Origin of the sequence: Microbacterium sp. SCN 69-37, assembly GCF_001724435.1 — a bacterium.
Lineage (GTDB): Bacteria > Actinomycetota > Actinomycetes > Actinomycetales > Microbacteriaceae > Microbacterium > Microbacterium laevaniformans.
This window is the reverse complement of sequence record NZ_MEEL01000022.1, coordinates 21,767-39,957: the sequence shown is the minus strand read 5'-3', so window position 1 is coordinate 39,957 and position 18,191 is coordinate 21,767. Positions and strand designations below refer to the sequence as shown.

Sequence of the window (18,191 nt, the reverse complement as noted above, 5' to 3'; positions counted from 1 at the left end):
TGAGATGGCTGAGCCGATGAGTGTTTGTGATGTGCCCGTCATTGCGTCAGTGTGCGATGCCGTGGGTGAGGGAACCGCGTCGCTCATCTCCGCGCCGTTCGACTGGCTTGCGCAGGCAATGGGGCAGGCCGCCGCCTGGCTGTTCGAGAGCGTGTGGACGGTGTTCGACTCGACCACGCTCGTCGACGTGACCGGAAGCCAGTACGTCTCGGTCTACAACGTGCTGTTCGGGGTGGCGATCTTCGTCATGCTCGTCTTCTTCTGCCTCCAGCTCATCACCGGGCTCGTGCATCGAGATCCGATGGCACTGTCGCGCGCGGGCGTGGGACTCGCCAAGTCGGTGCTCGGATCGTTCGTCGCCATCACCCTCACCGCAACCCTGTTGGAGGTCACCGATCAGCTCACCATCGGCATCGTGCAGGCGACGGGCAACACGATGGAGGGCATCGGCGACCGCATGGCCCTGCTCGCCGCTGGGCTGACGACGATCAACACCGCCTCGCCCGGCGTCGGTGCGATCATCACGATCTTCCTTGCCGGGCTCGGCATCGCGGGTGCGGGCATCGTGTGGTTCACGCTGCTCATCCGTAAGGCGCTGCTGTTGGTCGCCATTGTCTTCGCGCCCATCGCACTCGCCGGGTTCACCTGGGATGCCGCGAAGGGTTGGTTCGGACGCTGGGCGGCGTTCGTCGTGGCGCTCATCTTCTCGAAGCTCGTCATCGTCGTCGTGTTCCTCGTCGCCATTGGGCAGATCAGCGCGCCCATCGACCTCGACCTCGCCTCGATCAGCGACCCAATCTCGGGCGTCGTGCTGATGTTCATCGCCGCGTTCGCGCCATACCTGACCTACAAGTTCATCTCGTTCGTGGGCTTCGACATGTACCACGCGATGTCGAGCGAGCAGGAAGCGAAGTCGGCCCTCAACCGACCCGTCCCGCTGCCGGTCAAGGCTCAGCCGAACGCGGCAAAGTCCGTCCTCGGAGGGCAAAGCGGCGCGAGAGGCGGGACTCCTCCCGCGCCGAGCACAGCTCCCGCTGCAAGTGGCGCAGCAGGCGGCGCTGCGGGCGCAGGTGGCGGGGCGGCCGCTTCCGGTGGCGGGGCGGCGGCGTCGGGGGGCGCGGCAGGTGCCGGGGCAGCAGCGGCCGGGCCTGCGGCAGCAGCCGTCGTCGGGGCGCAGGTTGTCAAAGCCGCAGCGACGACTGGCCCGAAAGTCGGTGCCGCGGTCGGCGGCGCAGCAGCCGGGCACGCAGAGACATCAACGCCGCCGATACCCGTGGCACCGAGGAGGGGGTAGAACATGGCCACCCCGCACCCTCCGGCTCCCGAGCAGCAGCTCTCCCCCGTGCAGTTCTCCCGACTCGCGCATCGTGGCATCCTGCTCGGACTGTCGATCTCACAGTTGATCGTGCTGGGCATCGGCGTGGTCACGGTCGTCGCCACGATCTACACGGGCGGTGGCATGGGGCTGGTCTGGACATCTCCGATCTGGCTCAGCTGTCTGCTGCTCGCGGTCGTCCCCGTGGGCGGGCGCAAGCTCGTGGACTGGCTGCCGATCGTGTCGCGCTGGATGTGGCGGAGCACCGCTGGGCAGTTGATCTTCCGCCGCCGTGTCATCAAGCCGCGTCCCGTCGGCACGCTCGCGCTCCCCGGCGATGCGACCGCGCTGCGCGAATGGGTCGATCCCGAGACGGGCGCGGCGATGGTGCACGACCCCCACGCTCAGACTCTGACCGCGGTGCTGGGGGTGACGCACCCGGCGTTCGTGCTGCTCGATCCGGGCGAGCAGGAGCGGCGGATCAACGGCTGGGGTCGGGTGCTCGCTACCGCGTGCCGCTCAGGCCGGATCGCCCGGCTCCAGGTCTGCGAGCGGACGCTGCCGGACTCAGGCACGGGGCTCGCCGAATGGTGGGCCAGGCACGGCACCGACGACGATTCCTGGCCTGCGACCACCTACCGGGAGCTGATCGAGCGTGCTGGGCCGACCGGCGAGCGCCATGCGACGACCATCTCGATTGCGCTCGATATGAACGCCTCGGGACGACAGATCCGCTCAGCGGGCGGCGGCATCCGTGGAGCTGCCGCCGTGCTGCGTCAGGAGATGACCACGCTCGTCACGGCGCTGCGAGCTGCGGACCTCGCCACGACCGGCTGGCTCGCGCCCGGCGAAGTCGCTGTCATCCTGCGCTCCGCCTACGACCCGGCTGCCGCGCCCGCGCTGGAGCGGCACGCCGACATCGGGCGTTCCCTCGCCACCGCGGGGCCGGTCGCGGTGACCGAGAGCTGGGATCGCGTGCGCACCGACTCCGCGCACCACACCGTGCTTTGGCTCTCCGAGTGGCCGCGCTCGCAGGTGTTCCCCGGATTCCTCGCCCCGCTGCTGCTCACCTCCGGCGTGCAGCGGTCGTTCTCGCTCATCTGCACGCCAGTTCGCGCCGACATCGCGGCCCGCGACCTGCGGAAGAAGAAGGTCGGCCTGCTCTCCGACGCAACCCAACGTGCGAAGATCGGGCAGGTCGAGGACGCCTCGCGCACGGCTGAGTACCAGGACGTGCTCCAGCAGGAGTCCGACCTCACCGCGGGGCACGGCGTGCTCCGCTACACCGGCCTCATCTCCGTCTCCGCGCCCACGGTCGATGAGCTGGATGCCGCCGTCGCCGCCATCGAGCAAGCCGCGGTCCAGGCGTCCTGCGAAACGCGCAGACTCGTCGGCCAGCAGGCCACCGCGTTCGCCGTCGCCGCGATCCCGCTCTGTCGGGACGTGTGACGCACCCAGCCCTCGACCCCGGAAGGAGTAGCCATGCCAACCTTCAGCAACCCCGTGCAGGACGCCACGGAGACCCGCCAGGCGGTGCGGGCGCTCGCTCATGCGAGCCGGGCCTTCGCCGACCCCGAGGACACCTATCAGGTGGTCGGCGAGCTATTAGGGACGCTGCGCTCCCTGGAGCAAGTGCTGGAGCAGGTCGCGGCGGCGCATGTCCTGCACCAAGACAAGGCGTTCCTCGACAACGGCGACCACGAGGCCGGGGTCGACGAGGCTTGGGCCGCCGCCAATGCACTGCGCAGGGCCGCAGAACTCGTCCAGTCAGCCGAGACCGCCGTCGATCAGGCGTCGCAGCATTCGAGCTACATCGCGTGGCACCCGGCACCTGTCGCCAATCGACCTGAGTTGGACCCGTTCTCCCGCGACCCGTTCGAGGCACTCCCGGTCAGCTCCCGGCGAGGACTATCACTATGAGCCCCGGCGACCGCGAGCGCCTGCACACCACGGTCCTGCTCGACCCGGCAGGCGAGCGCCGCGCCGCGCGGAAGGCGCGACGGCGAGCGGCGAGCAAGATCGAGACCGCCGACCGCAAGGCTCAGCAGGAGCGGGCGCGGGCAACATGGGAGGCGGAACGCGAGGCAAGGCGGGCGACGACCTACCTGCCACCGTCCGGCGAGACGCGGCCCGCAGCACTCCGCACGCCCGGCCGTTTCCGGCTGCCGCGCCACCAGGACACAAGCGCGACGCTGGCAGGGGCGTATCCGTTCCTCGCCGAAGGCGGGCTCGGCTCCGCTGGCGTGTTCGTCGGCCAGGATCTCTACAGCGGGGCGTCGTTCGTCTACGACCCGTGGGTGCTCTACGCGCAGGGCATCATCACTGCACCGAACATCGTGCTCGCGGGGATTGTCGGCTCCGGCAAGTCCTCGCTCGCCAAGAGTCTGTATACACGGTCAATCCCATTCGGTCGGAGGGTGTACGTCCCCGGCGATCCGAAAGGCGAGCACACGGCCGTCGCTGAGGCGGTCGGCGGCCGGGCGATCATGCTGGGGCACGGGATGTCTACGCGGCTGAATCCCCTCGATGAGGGGCACCGGCCTTCGGGCCTCAGCGATGCCGAGTGGCAGAGCCAGGTCACCTCCCGACGACGCGACCTGATCGGCGCACTCGCCGAGACCGTCCTCGACCGCGGCCTCACCCCACTGGAGCACACAGCCGTCGACATCGCGCTCGCCGATGCGGTGCGCTCGGCCGAGGTGCCGATCCTTCCGATGGTGGTCGACCGCATCCTCGCTCCGAACGCCGAGAACGACGACGGCAGGCTCGCCGAGGACGGCCGACTCGTCGGACACGCGCTGCGGAGACTCGTGGCCGGTGACTTGGCGGGATTGTTCGACGGCCCGAGCACCGTGCGCTTCGACCCGTCGCTGCCGATGGTGTCGCTAGACCTGTCGCGGGTGGCGGAGAACTCGACGCTCATCTCCGTGCTCATGACGTGTTCGTCGGCGTGGATGGAATCGGCGCTGCTCGACCCGGCGGGCGGCCCGAGGTGGGTCGTTTACGACGAGGCGTGGCGGCTCATGTCGCATCCGGCGCTGCTGCGCCGGATGGACGCACAGTGGCGGCTCGCGCGGCACTACGGCATCGCCAACCTGCTCATTTTCCACAAGCTCAGCGACCTCGACAACGTAGGCGACCAGGGCTCGGCGATGCGTGCGCTCGCCTCGTCGCTGCTCGCCAACGCGGAGACGAGGGTGATCTACCGGCAGGAGAGCGATCAGCTCGGCGCGACCGCCCAGGCCCTGGGGCTCACCGGAACCGAGCAAGGGCTGCTCCCCGGTCTCGGCACCGGGCAGGGGCTCTGGAGGATCAAGAACCGCTCGTTCGTCGTCCAGCACCAGCTCCACCCTGCCGAACTTGCGATGTACGAGACAGGTCAGAAGGCCAGAGGAGCGTGAAATGTCCATCACCCTTTCGCGGCGACGCCGCGCTCGCTCAGCGAGCGCCGAGCAGGAGGACTCAGCCAACGTGCCGCCCGTGCTGCCGGTCGTGACGATGACCGTGCAGGCGAACGCGACGCTGCGCGTCGCGGTCGACGGAGAGCCGTTCGGCCCACCGACGTTCGCTCCGCCGTGGCAGCGGCACTCGTTCGCGCAGATCATCAGCGAAGTGATCGAGCAGCGCCGCTCCCCCGTCCGCGTCGTGGTGCACGAACTCGACGGCACCGTCTACACGGACATCGTGACCGCTCCACTGCACCCTGCATCCCTCGACCAGTCCCCAGCTGAGCTGCCGCCGGCCTCCGTCGAGCACGACGACCTTGCACCCGACGATGCTGCGCCGCTGCACCCGCTCGCACTCCAGAACGCCGAGGGCTTCGTGCCGGGCGAGGATGTTGCCGTCGCGGTCATCGTGCGGCACACCGGAGCAGGCCGCGAAGGTGCAGCTCGGGCGTTGATTGAGACGGGTCTGCTCGACCTCAGCCCCACGCACGAGGTCATCCTGCTCGGCCGCGTATCCGGCACCTGCATCGTCGGGCACCCGGCATGACCAGTTCGTCACCGCGAGCCGGGGCGTTCGGCGACGAGCTGACGAACCTCGCCCTCGGCGCGCTCATCGGTGCGTTGCTGCTGGCCGGTGCGCTGCGCTTGGCCGGGAGCATCGCTGCGTTCGTCACGGGCGCGCCCCAGCCCGGGGCGGGTCTCGAAGCGGGAGTCGGAGTGGTCTTCCGCGCCGACGACCCCGGCTCGGTACTCGGCTCCGCGTCGCTCAGCCCCGTCGCCTACTGGATCACCGTCGCACTCCTGCTCGCCGCCATCGGCACCGCGGCGTGGTTCATCTGGCGATGGGTGCGCGAGCTGGGCAAGCGGACCAAGGCCGACCCGAACCGGATCGAGGGAATCGCCGATGCGCGCGACGTGCAGCGCGCCGCATCCGAACGCGACCTTCTGCGTCGCGCGAAGACGCTGCGCCCCTCGCTCACGGACCCGAAGCCCGAGCAGGTCGGCTACCTCCTTGGCACCTCGCGCGGCAAGGGCGTGTGGACATCCGTGGAGGACTCGATCCTGCTCATCGGCCCGCCGAGATCCGGGAAGGGTGCGAACATCGTCATCAACTCCATCCTCGACGCGCCCGGTGCGGTCATCACGACCTCGACCCGGCCGGACAACCTCACGGCGACGCTCCGCGCTCGCCAGGCGCGTCGCGGCCCGGTCTCCGTGTTCGATCCCCAGCATCTCGCCGAGGGCGTGCCTGCGGGTCTGCGATGGTCGCCGATTCGCGGGTGCGAGGTGCCCCTGACTGCGATGATCCGCGGCACAGGTCTCGCCGCGGGAACCGGCCTCTCCGGCCCCTCCGTCGAGAACGGTGGATTCTGGGAGGGCAAGACGCGCACGGCGCTTCAGGCGCTTCTGCACGCCGCAGCCCTCGACCATCGGCAGCCCGCCGAGCTGTTCCGCTGGACGCTCGACCCCGCGGCTGCCGCGGATGCCGTCTCCATTCTCGCCTCGCACCCCCAGGCTGCGACCGGATGGGCCGAGTCGCTCGACGGGATGCTGCAATCCGACCCGCGCACGCGAGACTCCATCTGGCAGGGCGTCTCGCTCTCTCTCGCCTCCCTCGCCGACCCGCGGGTGTTGGAAGCGGTCAGTCCTAGCGAGGACGAGCAATTCGACCCCGAGGCGTTCCTGCGCGACTCCGGCACGCTTTACCTGCTTGCGACAGGAGCCGGAGCCGGAGCGTCCTCGTCGCTCGTCGCGGCGTTCATCGAAGATCTCGTGGAGACGGCCCGGCGCATCGCCGCGCGCTCGCCGGGCGCGCGGCTCGACCCGCCCGTGCTGCTCGCACTCGACGAGATCGGGAACCTCGCGCCTCTGCCTTCGCTCCCGGTCCTCATGGCAGAGGGCGGCGGCACCGGGCTCACGGTGATGCCCGTGTTCCAGTCGCTCGCCCAGGCGCGAGGTCGTTGGGGCGACGACGCCGCGACCGCGATGTGGGATGCGAGCATCACCAAGATCGTGCTCGGCGGCGGGACGGACACACGGCACCTCCAGGACATCTCCACACTGATCGGCGAACGCGACGAGACGACAGACTCCGTGACCGTCGGCGAGCGCGGCTTGCGCTCGAATCAACGCTCGATCCGCCGCGTCCCGATCATGAAGGTCGAAGACATCCGCACCCTGCCCCAGGGCACTTCACTCGTGCTGCTGCGCTCTGCGCCGCCGATCATCACGTCCATGCGTTACTGGCTCCATCGGCCGGATGCCGAAACGCTGCTCGCCCAGCGCGCCGAGGTCGAGGCGATCATGCAGCCGGGCACCGCTGCGGGCGGCGCGCTCGCGCTTCCCGCGGAGTAGCGGGTCAGGCGGGAACGAGGTCGCCCTGCCCGTCTTCGTCGGGGAACCTGCGGCCTTCCGTGAGATGGAGTGCGTCCCTCACTGTCTGGCTGCGCAGCGGCACATACTCACCGTCGAGAACGCCACCGCCCCCGAACATGCGCATGAACTCGGCCGAGGCACGCTCGTCCAGGAGGGTGGGGTTCGCCTCCAGCATCCGGTTCATGTTCTCGATGACTTCGGGCGATGAAAGTTGCTCCAGGGCTCGGTGCAGCTCGGGCAGCTCCGCTTGATCGTCAAGTCGCACGTTGGAGAGGATTCGCCGCTGCTCCGCGATGAACGCTGACGCCGCGAGCATCGCCAACAGGCGCTGCTGTGCCTCCTCGCTGCTCATCCCGATGCGGGTGTCGTCGATGGCGAGTTCGATTGCGGTCGAGATGTCGGCGGGTTCAGCCTTCGACAGCGCGGTAAGCGCGAGCGCCGCAGACTCGTCGCGGGCAGGTACGACCTTCGGCTTTCGGGCAACGAGCTTCTTGAGTCCTGGCCACGCCGTATCCAGCCACCATCGCTTCACATGAGGAGCTGCCGCGATCGCAATCGCAACCAGCGCCGCTCCCAGGAGCACGCCGAGTTCCTCAGCACGGCGGCGATCCTCGTCGCTCAACCCCTGCGGCTCGGAGTCCGGCTCGTATTCGTACTCATCGTCGGGGATGAAAGTCGCATGGGTCTCGACTCGACCTTCGTCGTTGTAGAGGTTCTGACTGAGCCCCCCGTCGTTCTTGCGCCCCGGTGTGAAGTCGTCGTCGTAGACGTACTTGCCCCGGATCTCAGCCATGCCATCACAGTAGTCGGGGGCGCGGACGGTCGAGCCTGCGCACCTATCGGGTAGCAGTCCTCTCTCGGCAGGAGAAGTTAGGAGCATCCCGATGCGAACCAAAGAATCCCTGTGGGGCTTCTTCGCCAGCGACCCGCAGTTGTCCTTCAACGAGGACGGTGAGGCGCGGATGTTCGCCTGGATCGGTCAGGAGCAGTTCGAGCGCAACCCAGACGGCTCGTTCACCCAGGGCGAGACGAAGTTCTACCCGTTCAAGATGTTCCGGCGTAGCGCGGAGCACGCTTACGAGAAGTTCGCGCGCGGCGACAACTTCGTCGCCAGCGGCCACGTCCAGAAGTTCAGCTACACGAAGAATGGTGAGACGGTCAGCGGCGAGGAGTTCATCGCCACGCACATCGGCCCCGACGCCGCCCGCACGAGTTACGCCGTCGACCGTGGCCGGTCGCGGTCGCAGCAGGTCGAGAGCGCGCCCATCGAAGCGCCCGACCCGACCCTCCCGCAGCAGCCGTCGCCCCGACCGATGACGCTGTGAGGCCGCGTCATGACCACCGAGACGACGCTGTTCCCGCCGGACGATCCCGACTTCGACGTGCCCCCGCTCGAAGAACCGGAGCCGGAGCCGGTGACACCTTCGCCGAGGCCGGCCAAGGAGCCAGACGCCGAGACGGAGGATGCGCCCGAGCCGCCGCGTCCCGTGAACTGGAACATCCTGACCGCGGCCGAAGCACAGGTCGAGTGGCTGGAGCTGAACGCCTTCGTGAACTGGCTGCGCCACGAGTTCGGGCTGAGCGTGAATGTCGTGCCGCCATACTGGCACCGGCACCCGGAGCTGGTGTGGCCGCTGTCGGCGCTGCGCCAGCACTACCTGAATGCCTACGACAAGAAGCAGCACGGCTCGGCACCCTTCGGCTGGTGGCGAGACTTCTGGGCTTTCATCCCGCAGCTCCGGGACGCGGTGACGGCGTGCGGGACGAAGCTCAACACGGATCGCCCGACGCGGCAGGCTGTCTGGCCGGGCGAAGACGACCTGCCCCCGGTCACGGAGACGATCATCCCCAACCGGGACGCCGACTTCACGCAGTTCGTCAAGGAGGACGTGGCACGCAGGCAGGCCATCGAGGACGAGTTCTACGCCCGCCTCGCGGCGGAGCAATAGGGCGCGGACGGTGACTGCGAATGGCGCGGCAGCGATCCCGGAAGCCCTGGCCGGGGCAACTGGAGTTCGATCTGTGGGGGCTCGACGAGCCCGCGGCCGACGCCGCGCTCACCGCAACTCGGGAGGCTGGGGGAGGCGATGAACAAGTACGGGCAGATGGCGCTGTCCCACTGGCAGGCGACGGCCCCGAGCCGAGTGGCGGAGCTGACCGATCCGGCGGCATTCTTCGAGGCGATGGGCCTGGAGATGCAGACGCAGGTGACGAACCTCGCGTCAATGCTGGCGGGGAGCGACCGGCAGGGGGAGACTTTCTTGCAGAAGGTCGCCCGGCTGACAGCAGCCCGGAAGCAGGCGGAGGAGGTCGTGATGTCACAACTGGCGTGGATCACCGACCCGAGCCTGCCGCTGGATCAGGCGCGGGAGGAATGGGAGCAGACCCGGCCCTCCGACGAGAACCTGATCCTCTGGGCGGAGCGGATGCAGGACTGCCCGGATTCGATGCCCTCCTCCGTGGAACTGGAGGAACTGGCGAAGAAGTGGGCGCTCAGCGTCGAGTTCCTGCTGGAGCTCGTGGCGACGGAGCCCCCGCGGGAGTACATGCGGGCGAACCAGGCGACGCTCGCCGAGGCGGCGACGATCCGCTTCTTCCGCGAGCTGCGGTAGCGCCCCGTTTCGTCCCTGCCTCGCAGGACGACCTCGGGCCGTCAGGCGCGAAAGCGCGCTATCGGGCGAACGTGGAGGCGATCCAGCTCATCCACGATCTGAACTCGACGGGTCGCCCCGTGTCCCCGGAAGGTCAGCGCGTGCTCGCCCGCTGGTCGAGCTGGGGCGCGATCCCCGAGGTGTTCGATGACCTGAAGCCCGATTGGGATGCCGAGCGCGCCGAGCTGCGCGAGCTGCTGAGCGACGACGAGTGGGAGGCCGCGGAGCGGACGACCATCAACGCGCATTACACCGACCCGACGATCGCCCGGCAGGTGTGGCGACTGCTGGACGGCCTGGGGTTCAGCGGAGGCGCGGTCCTGGAGCCCGGCTCCGGGGCGGGCACGTTCATCGGCCTCGCGCCGGAGTCGGCACAGATGACCGGAGTGGAACTCGATCCGCTGACGGCGGCGATCTGCGCCGAGCTGTACCCGCACGCGACCGTCCGCGCCGAGTCCTTCGCCGACACCCGACTGCCTGAAGGACACTTCGACGCCGCCATCGGCAACGTGCCGTTCAGCAGCGTCACCCTGCACGACCCGCTGCACAACGCGACCCGGCAGTCGATGCACAACCACTTCATCATCAAATCGCTGCGCCTGACCCGGCCCGGCGGACTCGTCGCGGTTCTCACCTCGCACTTCACGATGGACGCGCAGAACCCCGGCGCGCGGCGGGAGATGAACGAGCTGGCCGACCTCGTGGGCGCAATCCGCCTGCCCACCGGGGCGCACCGCCGAGCCGCGGGGACGGAGGTGGTGACCGACCTGCTCGTGTTCCGGCGGCGACCGGACGGCGAGCAGATGCGCGACGACGCCTGGGAGACGGTTGCGCAGGTGCCCATCGACGGCGTGCCGATGCGAATCAACCGCTACTTCGATGAGCACCCGGAGCAGATGCTCGGGGAGGTCGGCGTCGGCCACGGGATGTACGACGCGGCCACGCTCACCATCACGACCGATCTGGCCGACTTGGAGGCGGAACTCGCGGTCGCCGTCGACCAGATCGTGTTCTCCGCGCGCCGGGCCGGGCTGACGATGACCGAGCGCACCGCCGAGCAGCAGGCGCGCCGGGCGGCGTTCACCCCGTCGGCGCCGGAGCTGTGGGACGGCAGCATCGTGGCGGGCGAAAGCGGCGGCTTCCGCACCGTTGTCTCCGGCTCGCTGGAGCCGCTTGCGGTGCCGAAGTCCGCCGAGCGCGAGCTACGCGCCCTGCTGCGTCTGCGCGACGGGGCATCTCGCCTGCTGACCGCGGAAGCTGCGAGCGTGGACGACACGCCTGACATCGTGCTCACCCGCACGACGCTGCGCCGTGACTACCTGAAGTATGTCGGCACCTACGGGGCGCTGAACCGCTACACGCTGCGCCCCACCGGGCGCACGAACGAGGACGGCGAGGAGACCTTCGCGCGCATCGTGCCGACCCCGATCCGGCTTCTGCGCTCCGACCCGTTCGGTCCCCTGGTGCTCGCGCTGGAACAGTTCGACGACGAGGATCAGTCCGCGTCGCCTGCCGCGATCATGAGTCACCGCGTGGTGGTGCCGCGCGCCGAGGTGCAGGGTGTCGACAGCCCGGCCGACGCCATCGCGGTCAGCCTCGACCGCACTGGCCGCATCGATATCACTCTCGTCGCCGACCTGCTCGGCATGAACGACCGCGAGGCGCGCGAGGCGCTGGGAACGCTCGTGTTCGCCGATCCGGTCACGAACCAGCTCATCCACGCGCCGGAGTATCTGTCGGGCGACGTGCGGGTCAAGCTCGAAGCGGCACGGCTCCGCGCCGAGGACGACCCGGAGTTCCAGGTCAACGTCGATGCGCTCGCTGAGGTGTTGCCCGCGCCGCTGGGCATCCAGGACATCCACGCGAAGCTCGGCGCGGTCTGGATCAGCGCCGACGTGCACGAGCAGTTCCTGCGGAGCACCCTGCGCGCGCCCGACGTTCGCGTGGAGAACCCGCTGCCAGGCATGTGGGAGATTCGCGGCGGTCGGCAGGGGCTGCCCTCCACCTCGGAGTGGGGCACGCCTCGCCGCCCCGCGCCGGACATCGCCCAGGCCGTCATGGAGCAGCGGACGATGCTCGTCTACGACGAGGAGAAGGACATCGACGGCAAGGTGCGTCGCGTGCTCAACCCCGTCGAGACCGCCGCAGCGCAGGAGAAAGCCGACGCCCTCCAGGAGCGGTTCAGCGAGTGGGTGTGGGAAGATCCAGCCCGCGCACAAGCACTCGTGGACGAGTACAACCAACGCTTCAACTCCATCGTGCTCCGCGACTACACGGATGCCGGGGCGTATTTGTCGTTGCCCGGCCTGGCGTCGAACTTCGAGCCGCGCACGCACCAGCGGGCCGCTGTCGCGCGCATGGTGTCCGAGCCCGCCGCGGGCCTGTTCCACGAAGTCGGCGCGGGCAAGACCGCGGAGATGATTATGGGCGCAATGGAGATGCGCCGGATGGGGCTCATCAGCAAGCCCGTCGTGGTCGTGCCGAATCACATGCTGGAGCAGTTCGGGCGCGAGTGGCTCCAGATCTACCCGCGCGCCCGCGTGCTCGCGGCGTCGAGCCTCGACCTCACGGCAGACAAGCGGCGGCTGTTCGTTGCCCGCGCCGCCGCGAACGAGTGGGACGCGATCATCGTCACCCAGGGCGCGTTCGCCAAGATTCCGCTGCGCGCCTCGACCCAGGAGCAGTACATCCGAGGGCAGGTGGAGGACGTGCGGCAAGTGCTGGGCGAGGCGACCGGCGAGCAGCGGATGAGCGTCAAGCGCATCCAGCGCAAGCTCCTGGCGATGGAGAACAAGCTGAAGGAGCGCACCGATACCGACCGCGACCGCGGGGTCTGCTTCGAAGACACGGGCATCGACTACGTCATCGTCGATGAGATGCACATGTACAAGAACCTCGCCACGGAGTCGAACATCCGCGACGCTGCCATCGAGGGCTCGGATCGCGCGAGCGACCTGCATATGAAGCTCGAATACCTTCGCTCGGCAGGACGCGAGCGGGTTGTGACCGCGGCTACCGCGACGCCCATCTCGAACTCGATCACCGAGACCTATGTCATGCAGCGATACCTGCGGCCCGACGTGCTGGAGTCGGCGGGTGTTGGCGCGTTCGATGCGTGGGCGGCGACGTTCGGCGAGCTGGTCACGCAGATGGAGATCTCGCCGACCGGCAGTACCTTCCGAATGAAGACCCGCTTCGCCCGGTTCCAGAACGGGCAGGAGCTGCTTCGGATGTGGTCGGTGTTCGCCGACGTGAAGACCGCCGACGACCTCGACCTGCCCGTGCCCGCGCTCGTGCAGCGCGACGACGGCAGCCGCGCGCCCTCCACCGTGCCGGTGCAGCCGACCGTCGAGCTGGAGCAGTACGTCGCCTCCCTCGCCGAGCGCGCCGAGAAGGTCGCCACCCGCCAGGTGCGGCCCGACGAGGACAACATGCTCCTGATCGCCACCGACGGACGCAAGGCCGCGCTCGACATCCGCATGGTCGTCCCCCGCGACCCGTCCGGGCCGAGCAAGGTCGACGTCGCCGCCGACGCGATCCACCGCATCTGGGAGCGCACCCGAGACAACGAGTACCTCGACACGGTGACCGGGCAGCCCTCCACGGTGCGCGGGTCGCTCCAGCTCGTGTTCTCCGATATCGGCACCCCGAACCAGGACAGGTGGAACGCCTACGACGAGCTGCGGCAGCAGCTCGTGCAGCGCGGCATCCCCGCCGAGCAGGTCAGGTACATGCACGAGGCGAAGACCGACGTGGAGAAGGCCCGCCTGTTCGCCGCGGCCCGCGCCGGCCACGTCGCCGTGCTCATCGGCTCGACGGAGAAGATGGGCGTCGGCACGAACGTCCAGGCCCGCGCCATCGCGCTGCACCATCTGGACTGCCCGTGGCGGCCCTCCGACATCGCGCAGCGCGACGGGCGCATCATGCGGCAGGGCAACCAGAACGAGGAAGTGGCGATCGTCCGCTACGTCACCGAGCGTTCCTTCGACTCCTACATGTGGCAGACGGTCGAGCGGAAGGCCGCGTCGTTCGCGCAGCTCCTGCGCGGCAAGATCAACGCCCGAGAGATCGAGGAGATCGACACCTCCGCGCTCTCCGCAGCAGAGGCCAAGGCCATCGCCTCCGGCAATCCGCTCCTGCTGGAGCACTCCGTCATCCTCAACGAGGTGAACCGGCTCCGCCGCCTCCAGCGCGCGCACGAGCGCAACGAGGACATGCTCGTCCACACCGGCAATCGCGCCCGGTCGTCCGCCGAGCGCGCCGCCGCGGACATTCGCGGGCTGGAAGCCGCCGCCCCACGGATGATCGACACGAGCGGCGACAGGTTCCGCATCACGCTCGGCACGCGCGACTACGACTCCCGCTCCGACGCCGCGCACGCCCTGGCCGCGTGGATGGGCGACTCCGGGCTGAAGTGGCTGCCCCGGTACGGGCACAAGGACTTCGGGATCATCGGCCGCATCTCCGGCTTCGACATCCACGTCGAGGCCCGCTCCGGGCTCACCACCCTCGATGTGACCGTCTCCCTGCCCGAGGTGTCCCGCTCGGGATTCACGATGCCGAAGGAGTCGTTCCTAGAGGCCGGGCTCGGACTCGTGCAGCGCATCGAGAACCGCGTCAGCGGCATCCCCTCCCTCCTCGACCAGGCCCGCGAAGACCTGGCAGAAGCCGAGCAGACCGTCGCTGACACCCAGCAGCGCCTGGGCCAGCCCTTCCGCCACGCCCAGGCCCTCGCCGACGCCGAGGAAGACCTCGCCCGCGTCGAGTCCCAGCTCGCCGCGATGCAGGACGAACCCGCACCCGAGCCCGCCGCGCCAGAGTCCGAGCCCGTCGAGCTGACTATCGAAGCCGTGCGCGCCTACGAACCGAACCTCGGGTCGCGGGAGGGTGCGGGGCGTGAGCCCGCGGCCCCATTCGTCCCCGCGCCGCCCCCGGCCGCGCCGCCGGGCAACGCCCCGCGGCTGTAGCTCAGCGACACTCCGGGCCGAGCCCGTCGATGATCGTGGCGGGGTCGGCGATGATCTGCTCGCAGCGCAGGCAGCGCGCACCGCGAAAGATCACCTCCGGTTCGCCGTGGATTCCTTGCTCGGGCGCGATGTCGTAGAGGTCCGCGTGTGCGGCGAACAGGCGCGGATGGTTCTTGGCGATGGAGGCGTGGAATTGCGCGGGCGTGGTCGGCGGGTTGAGCTGACGCTCGACGAACAGGTCGATCACCGTCGAGTAGGCATCGCGGGTGAGCCGCGCGGCGAGGAACAGATCGGGGTTCACCGCCGAGATGCCGACGCTAGCAAGATCGTCCAGCCCGTAGTCGTCCACATCCTCGGTGATCAGGAACCGCGCGCCCGCGGCCGCAGCATCGGCAAGGATCTGCCGATCCGCGCCCTTCGTCCCTCCGAAGCGTTCCGCACCCGTGCCGGTCGGCCCGAGCAAGACGTCGAATCGCTCCCGGACACTCGACGGCGGCAACGCCCTCGGGCGCATGTGCACCTGGGCCTCCCGCTCGGCAGCCCGGCTCCAGAAGGCGCGGAAGCCGCTCGGCACCCCGCCGACGACCAGCAGAGTCCGAGTGACGGGCTTAGCGATGATGTTCGCGTCCAGGAGAACGCGCGTCAGCTCACTGATCGCCGAAGAGGTCGTCACGGAGTTCATCGCGCGTCAGCTCCACGAGGTCGCCCATCGTCTTGCGCCAGTACCGCTCGAACTCCTCGTAGGGGATGCGATTGCGATTGCCGACCTTGACCGCGCGAATCTCCCCCGCCTTGATCTTCCGCGAGATGGTGGGACGAGACACGCCCATCGCGTTGGCGACCTGCTCGGGGGTCATCATGCGGCGCTTGGCCGTCAGCGTCACCGTCTCCCCATCGGCTGCCGCCTGCTGCACATACGCGGCGACCTGCTCCAGCCAAGCCGGGCGCGCCCCGGCGCTGGAGCGCACATCCTCCGGGTTGATCGTCAAGCTCGTCATGGTCATGACCCCATCCTACCTCCACCTGCACACTCTGGACAATACAAGTGTTCATATGGCATCCCCTTCTTGAGCCTTACAGTTCATGCGTCGATGCCCGCGAACGCCTCGTCGAGCGCGTCAGCCGCGACCTCGACGATGAGGTCGGGACGCTTCGCGTAGTGCCCTTCCGTGATGTCGGTACTGCTGTGCCCGAGCAGGTCGCGTGCGACCTCGACGCCAGCCGTGTCCGATACCGCGGCAGCGACGGCCTTGCGGAGACTGCGGAAGGTGAGATGCTCGGCGTCGACCCCAATAGCCAACAGTTCCGGCTCGAACTCGCGGCGGAACATCCTGAGCAACTCGCCGACTGCGCTGGGGTCGCGCGGACGGCCGCGCTCGGTCGTGAACAGCACGTCGTCTGGATTCCGCTCGGAGTCGGGAACGTGGCTCGCCACGAATTCGCTCAGTACCTTCGCCGCGAACTTCGGAACGCGAACCCAACGCTTCTGCCGCTCCGCCTTGGGTGAGTCCTGACGGAACAGGCCGCGGGACTTGGTGCGCACCATCGTCCCGCCGACCCAGACGAGCGCCTCCATCGTGAGGCTTCCATCCGGTTGTTCCACCGCCTCGAACCGCACGTCCTGGAACCGGATCGCAATCGGTTCCGCTGTCCGCTCGGAGGTGCCGAGCGTGATGAGGATGTAGTCGGCGAGCAGCTTGTAGTTAGGCCGTCGACCCACCGGATACCGCTTCCGGTGCCGCTCGGGCCACACCTCGCGGATGAGGTGGAGGATGTACTTGACCTGCACCGCGTCGAGTTCGAAGTACACCGTGTCCGGCTCGTCCGCTCGTCTGGTCGCACGGATCGGGTTCGCCACGACGACCGCCCCGTACCGTGTGTTCTGGATCGACCCGGCAGCCGAGAAATGCCCCTGCTGGATCGCCCAGTCGAACATGAGCGACATCACGTTCCGAACCTTGTTCGCGGTCGTCACCGACTTCTCCCGTGCGATGTCCATAAGCAGCCCATCAGCACGGTCGGCAGTGATGTCGGCGATGGGGATGGCCCCAGCGCGCGGGATGACATGCGCGCGCACCACCGAGGCGTAGCCATCGACGGTCTGCTCGCGGCGCTGGCGCAGCACCCGCGGATCGTCGTCGTGGTACGCCGTCTTCAGCCACGTCGTCGCCAGCTCAGCGACGGTCATGAGCTGTGTTCGTCGCGCCAGGACTCGACCGACGGCGACATCAGCCGCTTCCTGCAACGCGGTCAGAGCCTCAGCCTCGGTCGCTCCGCTGCCGCTGGGACGACGCTCTTGCCCGTTGCCGTCATAGACCCGCGCTCGCGCGATGACCAGGCCGTTCGGCTCAACGGTGTAGGTCACCTTGCCAAGTTCGCCGAGCGCGCGCTTCGGCCGAGCCATCAGTCGCCCGCACTTTCCGTCGGGGCCACGATCCGCCCCGTGATGAACGCCTCGACATCCTCATCGCGGTAGCGAACGTTGTGCGACGAGAGCGCGACGAACGGCAACCCGAGACCTCGGCTGCGCGCACGCTCTGTCCGCCAGTCAGCGAGCGTCCTGATCGGGATGCCCGTGTACTCCGCAAGCTCCTGCGGAGTCCAGAGGCGGGGGCGGGCGTCGCTCATACCAATGAGGTAGGCGGCACCACCCGTCGACCTCCAGCGAACCCCGTAGGACGGCCAAGAATCGAGTAAACGGACGGGTTCTCGGACAGCCGCAGCAGCGACCCCACCCATGCTCACCATTGCACTTCCCTGTGTTTGCAGGGAAGTGTGAGCCTGCGGAACCCCCTCCGGTTCTCAGATCCTCAAGCCGAGCTGTACTTCGGCGTCTGAGCGACACCCGCACGAAGAGCCCGTCGGCACCGCGCCGGCGGGCTCTTCGCCGTCGTGCGGCGCTCCCTCAGACTGCTTTCCCAGCGGAAGCGCCTCGCGGACGATGCCGCGTGCTCCGTAGGATCGTCGCGTCGCTCTCCCCCGCGCACCACCCCGGCCGCGGGCAGGCAACGACAGAGACGAGGATCCATGTTCGCCGTCACCACCAATGACGTCCCCGGTTACCGCATCACGAAGGTGCTCGGCGAGGTGATGGGCTTGACCGTTCGCTCGGCGAACTTCGGCCAGAACTTCACCGCCGGCTTCCGCTCGCTCGCGGGCGGTGAGATGCCCGAATACACGAAGGTCATCTACGAGTCGCGCTTCGAGGTGATGCAGCGGATGTGGGCGGAAGCGCAGCAGCGGGGCGGCAACGCCGTCGTCGCGATGCGTTTCGACTCAGGAGCCATCGGGAGCTTCACAGAGTTCTGCGCCTACGGCACGGCCGTCGTCGTGGAGCCGATCGACCCGCCCCAGGGGTGAGCGCGGCACGGCGGCCGAGCGACGGGAGAGTGTGGTGGTCGACGCGTCGCGCCCGCTAGATTGAGCGCACCCGATA

16 protein-coding genes are annotated in these 18,191 nt (G+C 68.7%); 11 read left to right on the top strand and 5 right to left on the bottom strand.

What is annotated here, in order from left to right:
- Nucleotides 1-16: 16 nt before the first annotated feature.
- From ABS64_RS05235 to ABS64_RS05210, 6 genes are read left to right on the top strand one after another with little or no spacing between them, the layout of a single operon-like run.
- Complete coding sequence (locus ABS64_RS05235; RefSeq protein WP_292681584.1) at nt 17-1,294, top strand: conjugal transfer protein TrbL; 1,278 nt, start codon at nt 17-19, stop codon at nt 1,292-1,294.
- Between the two features lie 3 nt (nt 1,295-1,297).
- The gene (locus ABS64_RS05230; RefSeq protein ID WP_125131950.1) at nt 1,298-2,764 is read left to right on the top strand and encodes an SCO6880 family protein; all 1,467 of its coding nucleotides are present in this window, start codon (nt 1,298-1,300) and stop codon (nt 2,762-2,764) included.
- Nucleotides 2,765-2,797: 33 nt separating this feature from the next.
- On the top strand, nt 2,798-3,235 hold the full coding sequence (locus tag ABS64_RS05225; protein ID WP_125131951.1) for a hypothetical protein: 438 nt from the start codon (nt 2,798-2,800) through the stop codon (nt 3,233-3,235).
- The gene (locus tag ABS64_RS05220) at nt 3,232-4,716 is read left to right on the top strand and encodes an ATP-binding protein (RefSeq protein ID WP_125131952.1); all 1,485 of its coding nucleotides are present in this window, start codon (nt 3,232-3,234) and stop codon (nt 4,714-4,716) included. Before ABS64_RS05225 ends, ABS64_RS05220 begins: the two co-directional genes overlap by 4 nt.
- 1 nt (nt 4,717) lies before the next feature.
- On the top strand, nt 4,718-5,308 hold the full coding sequence (locus tag ABS64_RS05215; protein ID WP_240640374.1) for a hypothetical protein: 591 nt from the start codon (nt 4,718-4,720) through the stop codon (nt 5,306-5,308).
- The gene (locus ABS64_RS05210) at nt 5,305-7,116 is read left to right on the top strand and encodes a type IV secretory system conjugative DNA transfer family protein (protein WP_292681578.1); all 1,812 of its coding nucleotides are present in this window, start codon (nt 5,305-5,307) and stop codon (nt 7,114-7,116) included. The genes ABS64_RS05215 and ABS64_RS05210 overlap by 4 nt, the downstream gene beginning before the upstream one ends.
- A 4-nt stretch (nt 7,117-7,120) precedes the next feature.
- Here ABS64_RS05210 and ABS64_RS05205 read toward each other — a convergent pair whose 3' ends face one another.
- Nucleotides 7,121-7,930 carry a hypothetical protein gene (locus ABS64_RS05205; RefSeq protein ID WP_125131954.1) on the bottom strand — a complete coding sequence of 270 codons (810 nt, stop codon included), beginning with the start codon at nt 7,928-7,930 and terminating at the stop codon, nt 7,121-7,123.
- Nucleotides 7,931-8,021: 91 nt separating this feature from the next.
- Between ABS64_RS05205 and ABS64_RS05200 the strand changes: the two genes are divergently transcribed.
- The 4 genes from ABS64_RS05200 (at nt 8,022) to ABS64_RS05185 (ending at nt 14,755) form a co-directional block, all read left to right on the top strand.
- On the top strand, nt 8,022-8,462 hold the full coding sequence (locus ABS64_RS05200) for a single-stranded DNA-binding protein (protein ID WP_240640375.1): 441 nt from the start codon (nt 8,022-8,024) through the stop codon (nt 8,460-8,462).
- 9 nt (nt 8,463-8,471) lie between these two features.
- Nucleotides 8,472-9,086, top strand: coding sequence for a DUF4913 domain-containing protein (locus ABS64_RS05195; RefSeq protein WP_240640376.1), 615 nt, complete (start codon nt 8,472-8,474; stop codon nt 9,084-9,086).
- Between the two features lie 138 nt (nt 9,087-9,224).
- Entirely contained in the window at nt 9,225-9,749 is a 525-nt protein-coding gene (locus ABS64_RS05190; protein WP_125131955.1) for a hypothetical protein, read from the top strand.
- Nucleotides 9,750-9,820: 71 nt separating this feature from the next.
- Complete coding sequence (locus ABS64_RS05185; RefSeq protein WP_205783766.1) at nt 9,821-14,755, top strand: SNF2-related protein; 4,935 nt, start codon at nt 9,821-9,823, stop codon at nt 14,753-14,755.
- Between the two features lies 1 nt (nt 14,756).
- Here ABS64_RS05185 and ABS64_RS05180 read toward each other — a convergent pair whose 3' ends face one another.
- From ABS64_RS05180 to ABS64_RS05165, 4 genes are all read right to left on the bottom strand, one after another.
- Nucleotides 14,757-15,428, bottom strand: a complete 672-nt coding sequence (locus tag ABS64_RS05180; protein WP_292681560.1) for a hypothetical protein — start codon at nt 15,426-15,428, stop codon at nt 14,757-14,759.
- Nucleotides 15,403-15,759 (bottom strand): helix-turn-helix domain-containing protein, encoded by a 357-nt coding sequence (locus ABS64_RS05175; RefSeq protein ID WP_125131957.1) that lies wholly within the window; start codon nt 15,757-15,759, stop codon nt 15,403-15,405. Before ABS64_RS05175 ends, ABS64_RS05180 begins: the two co-directional genes overlap by 26 nt.
- A 77-nt stretch (nt 15,760-15,836) precedes the next feature.
- Complete coding sequence (locus ABS64_RS05170) at nt 15,837-17,120, bottom strand: tyrosine-type recombinase/integrase (RefSeq protein WP_292681556.1); 1,284 nt, start codon at nt 17,118-17,120, stop codon at nt 15,837-15,839.
- A gap of 38 nt (nt 17,121-17,158) precedes the next feature.
- Nucleotides 17,159-17,383, bottom strand: coding sequence for a DNA-binding protein (locus ABS64_RS05165; RefSeq protein WP_125131959.1), 225 nt, complete (start codon nt 17,381-17,383; stop codon nt 17,159-17,161).
- 399 nt (nt 17,384-17,782) lie between these two features.
- On the opposite strand from ABS64_RS05165, the gene ABS64_RS05160 reads away from it, so the two are divergent.
- Nucleotides 17,783-18,115 carry a YbjQ family protein gene (locus ABS64_RS05160; RefSeq protein ID WP_036285104.1) on the top strand — a complete coding sequence of 111 codons (333 nt, stop codon included), beginning with the start codon at nt 17,783-17,785 and terminating at the stop codon, nt 18,113-18,115.
- Nucleotides 18,116-18,191: the final 76 nt, after the last annotated feature.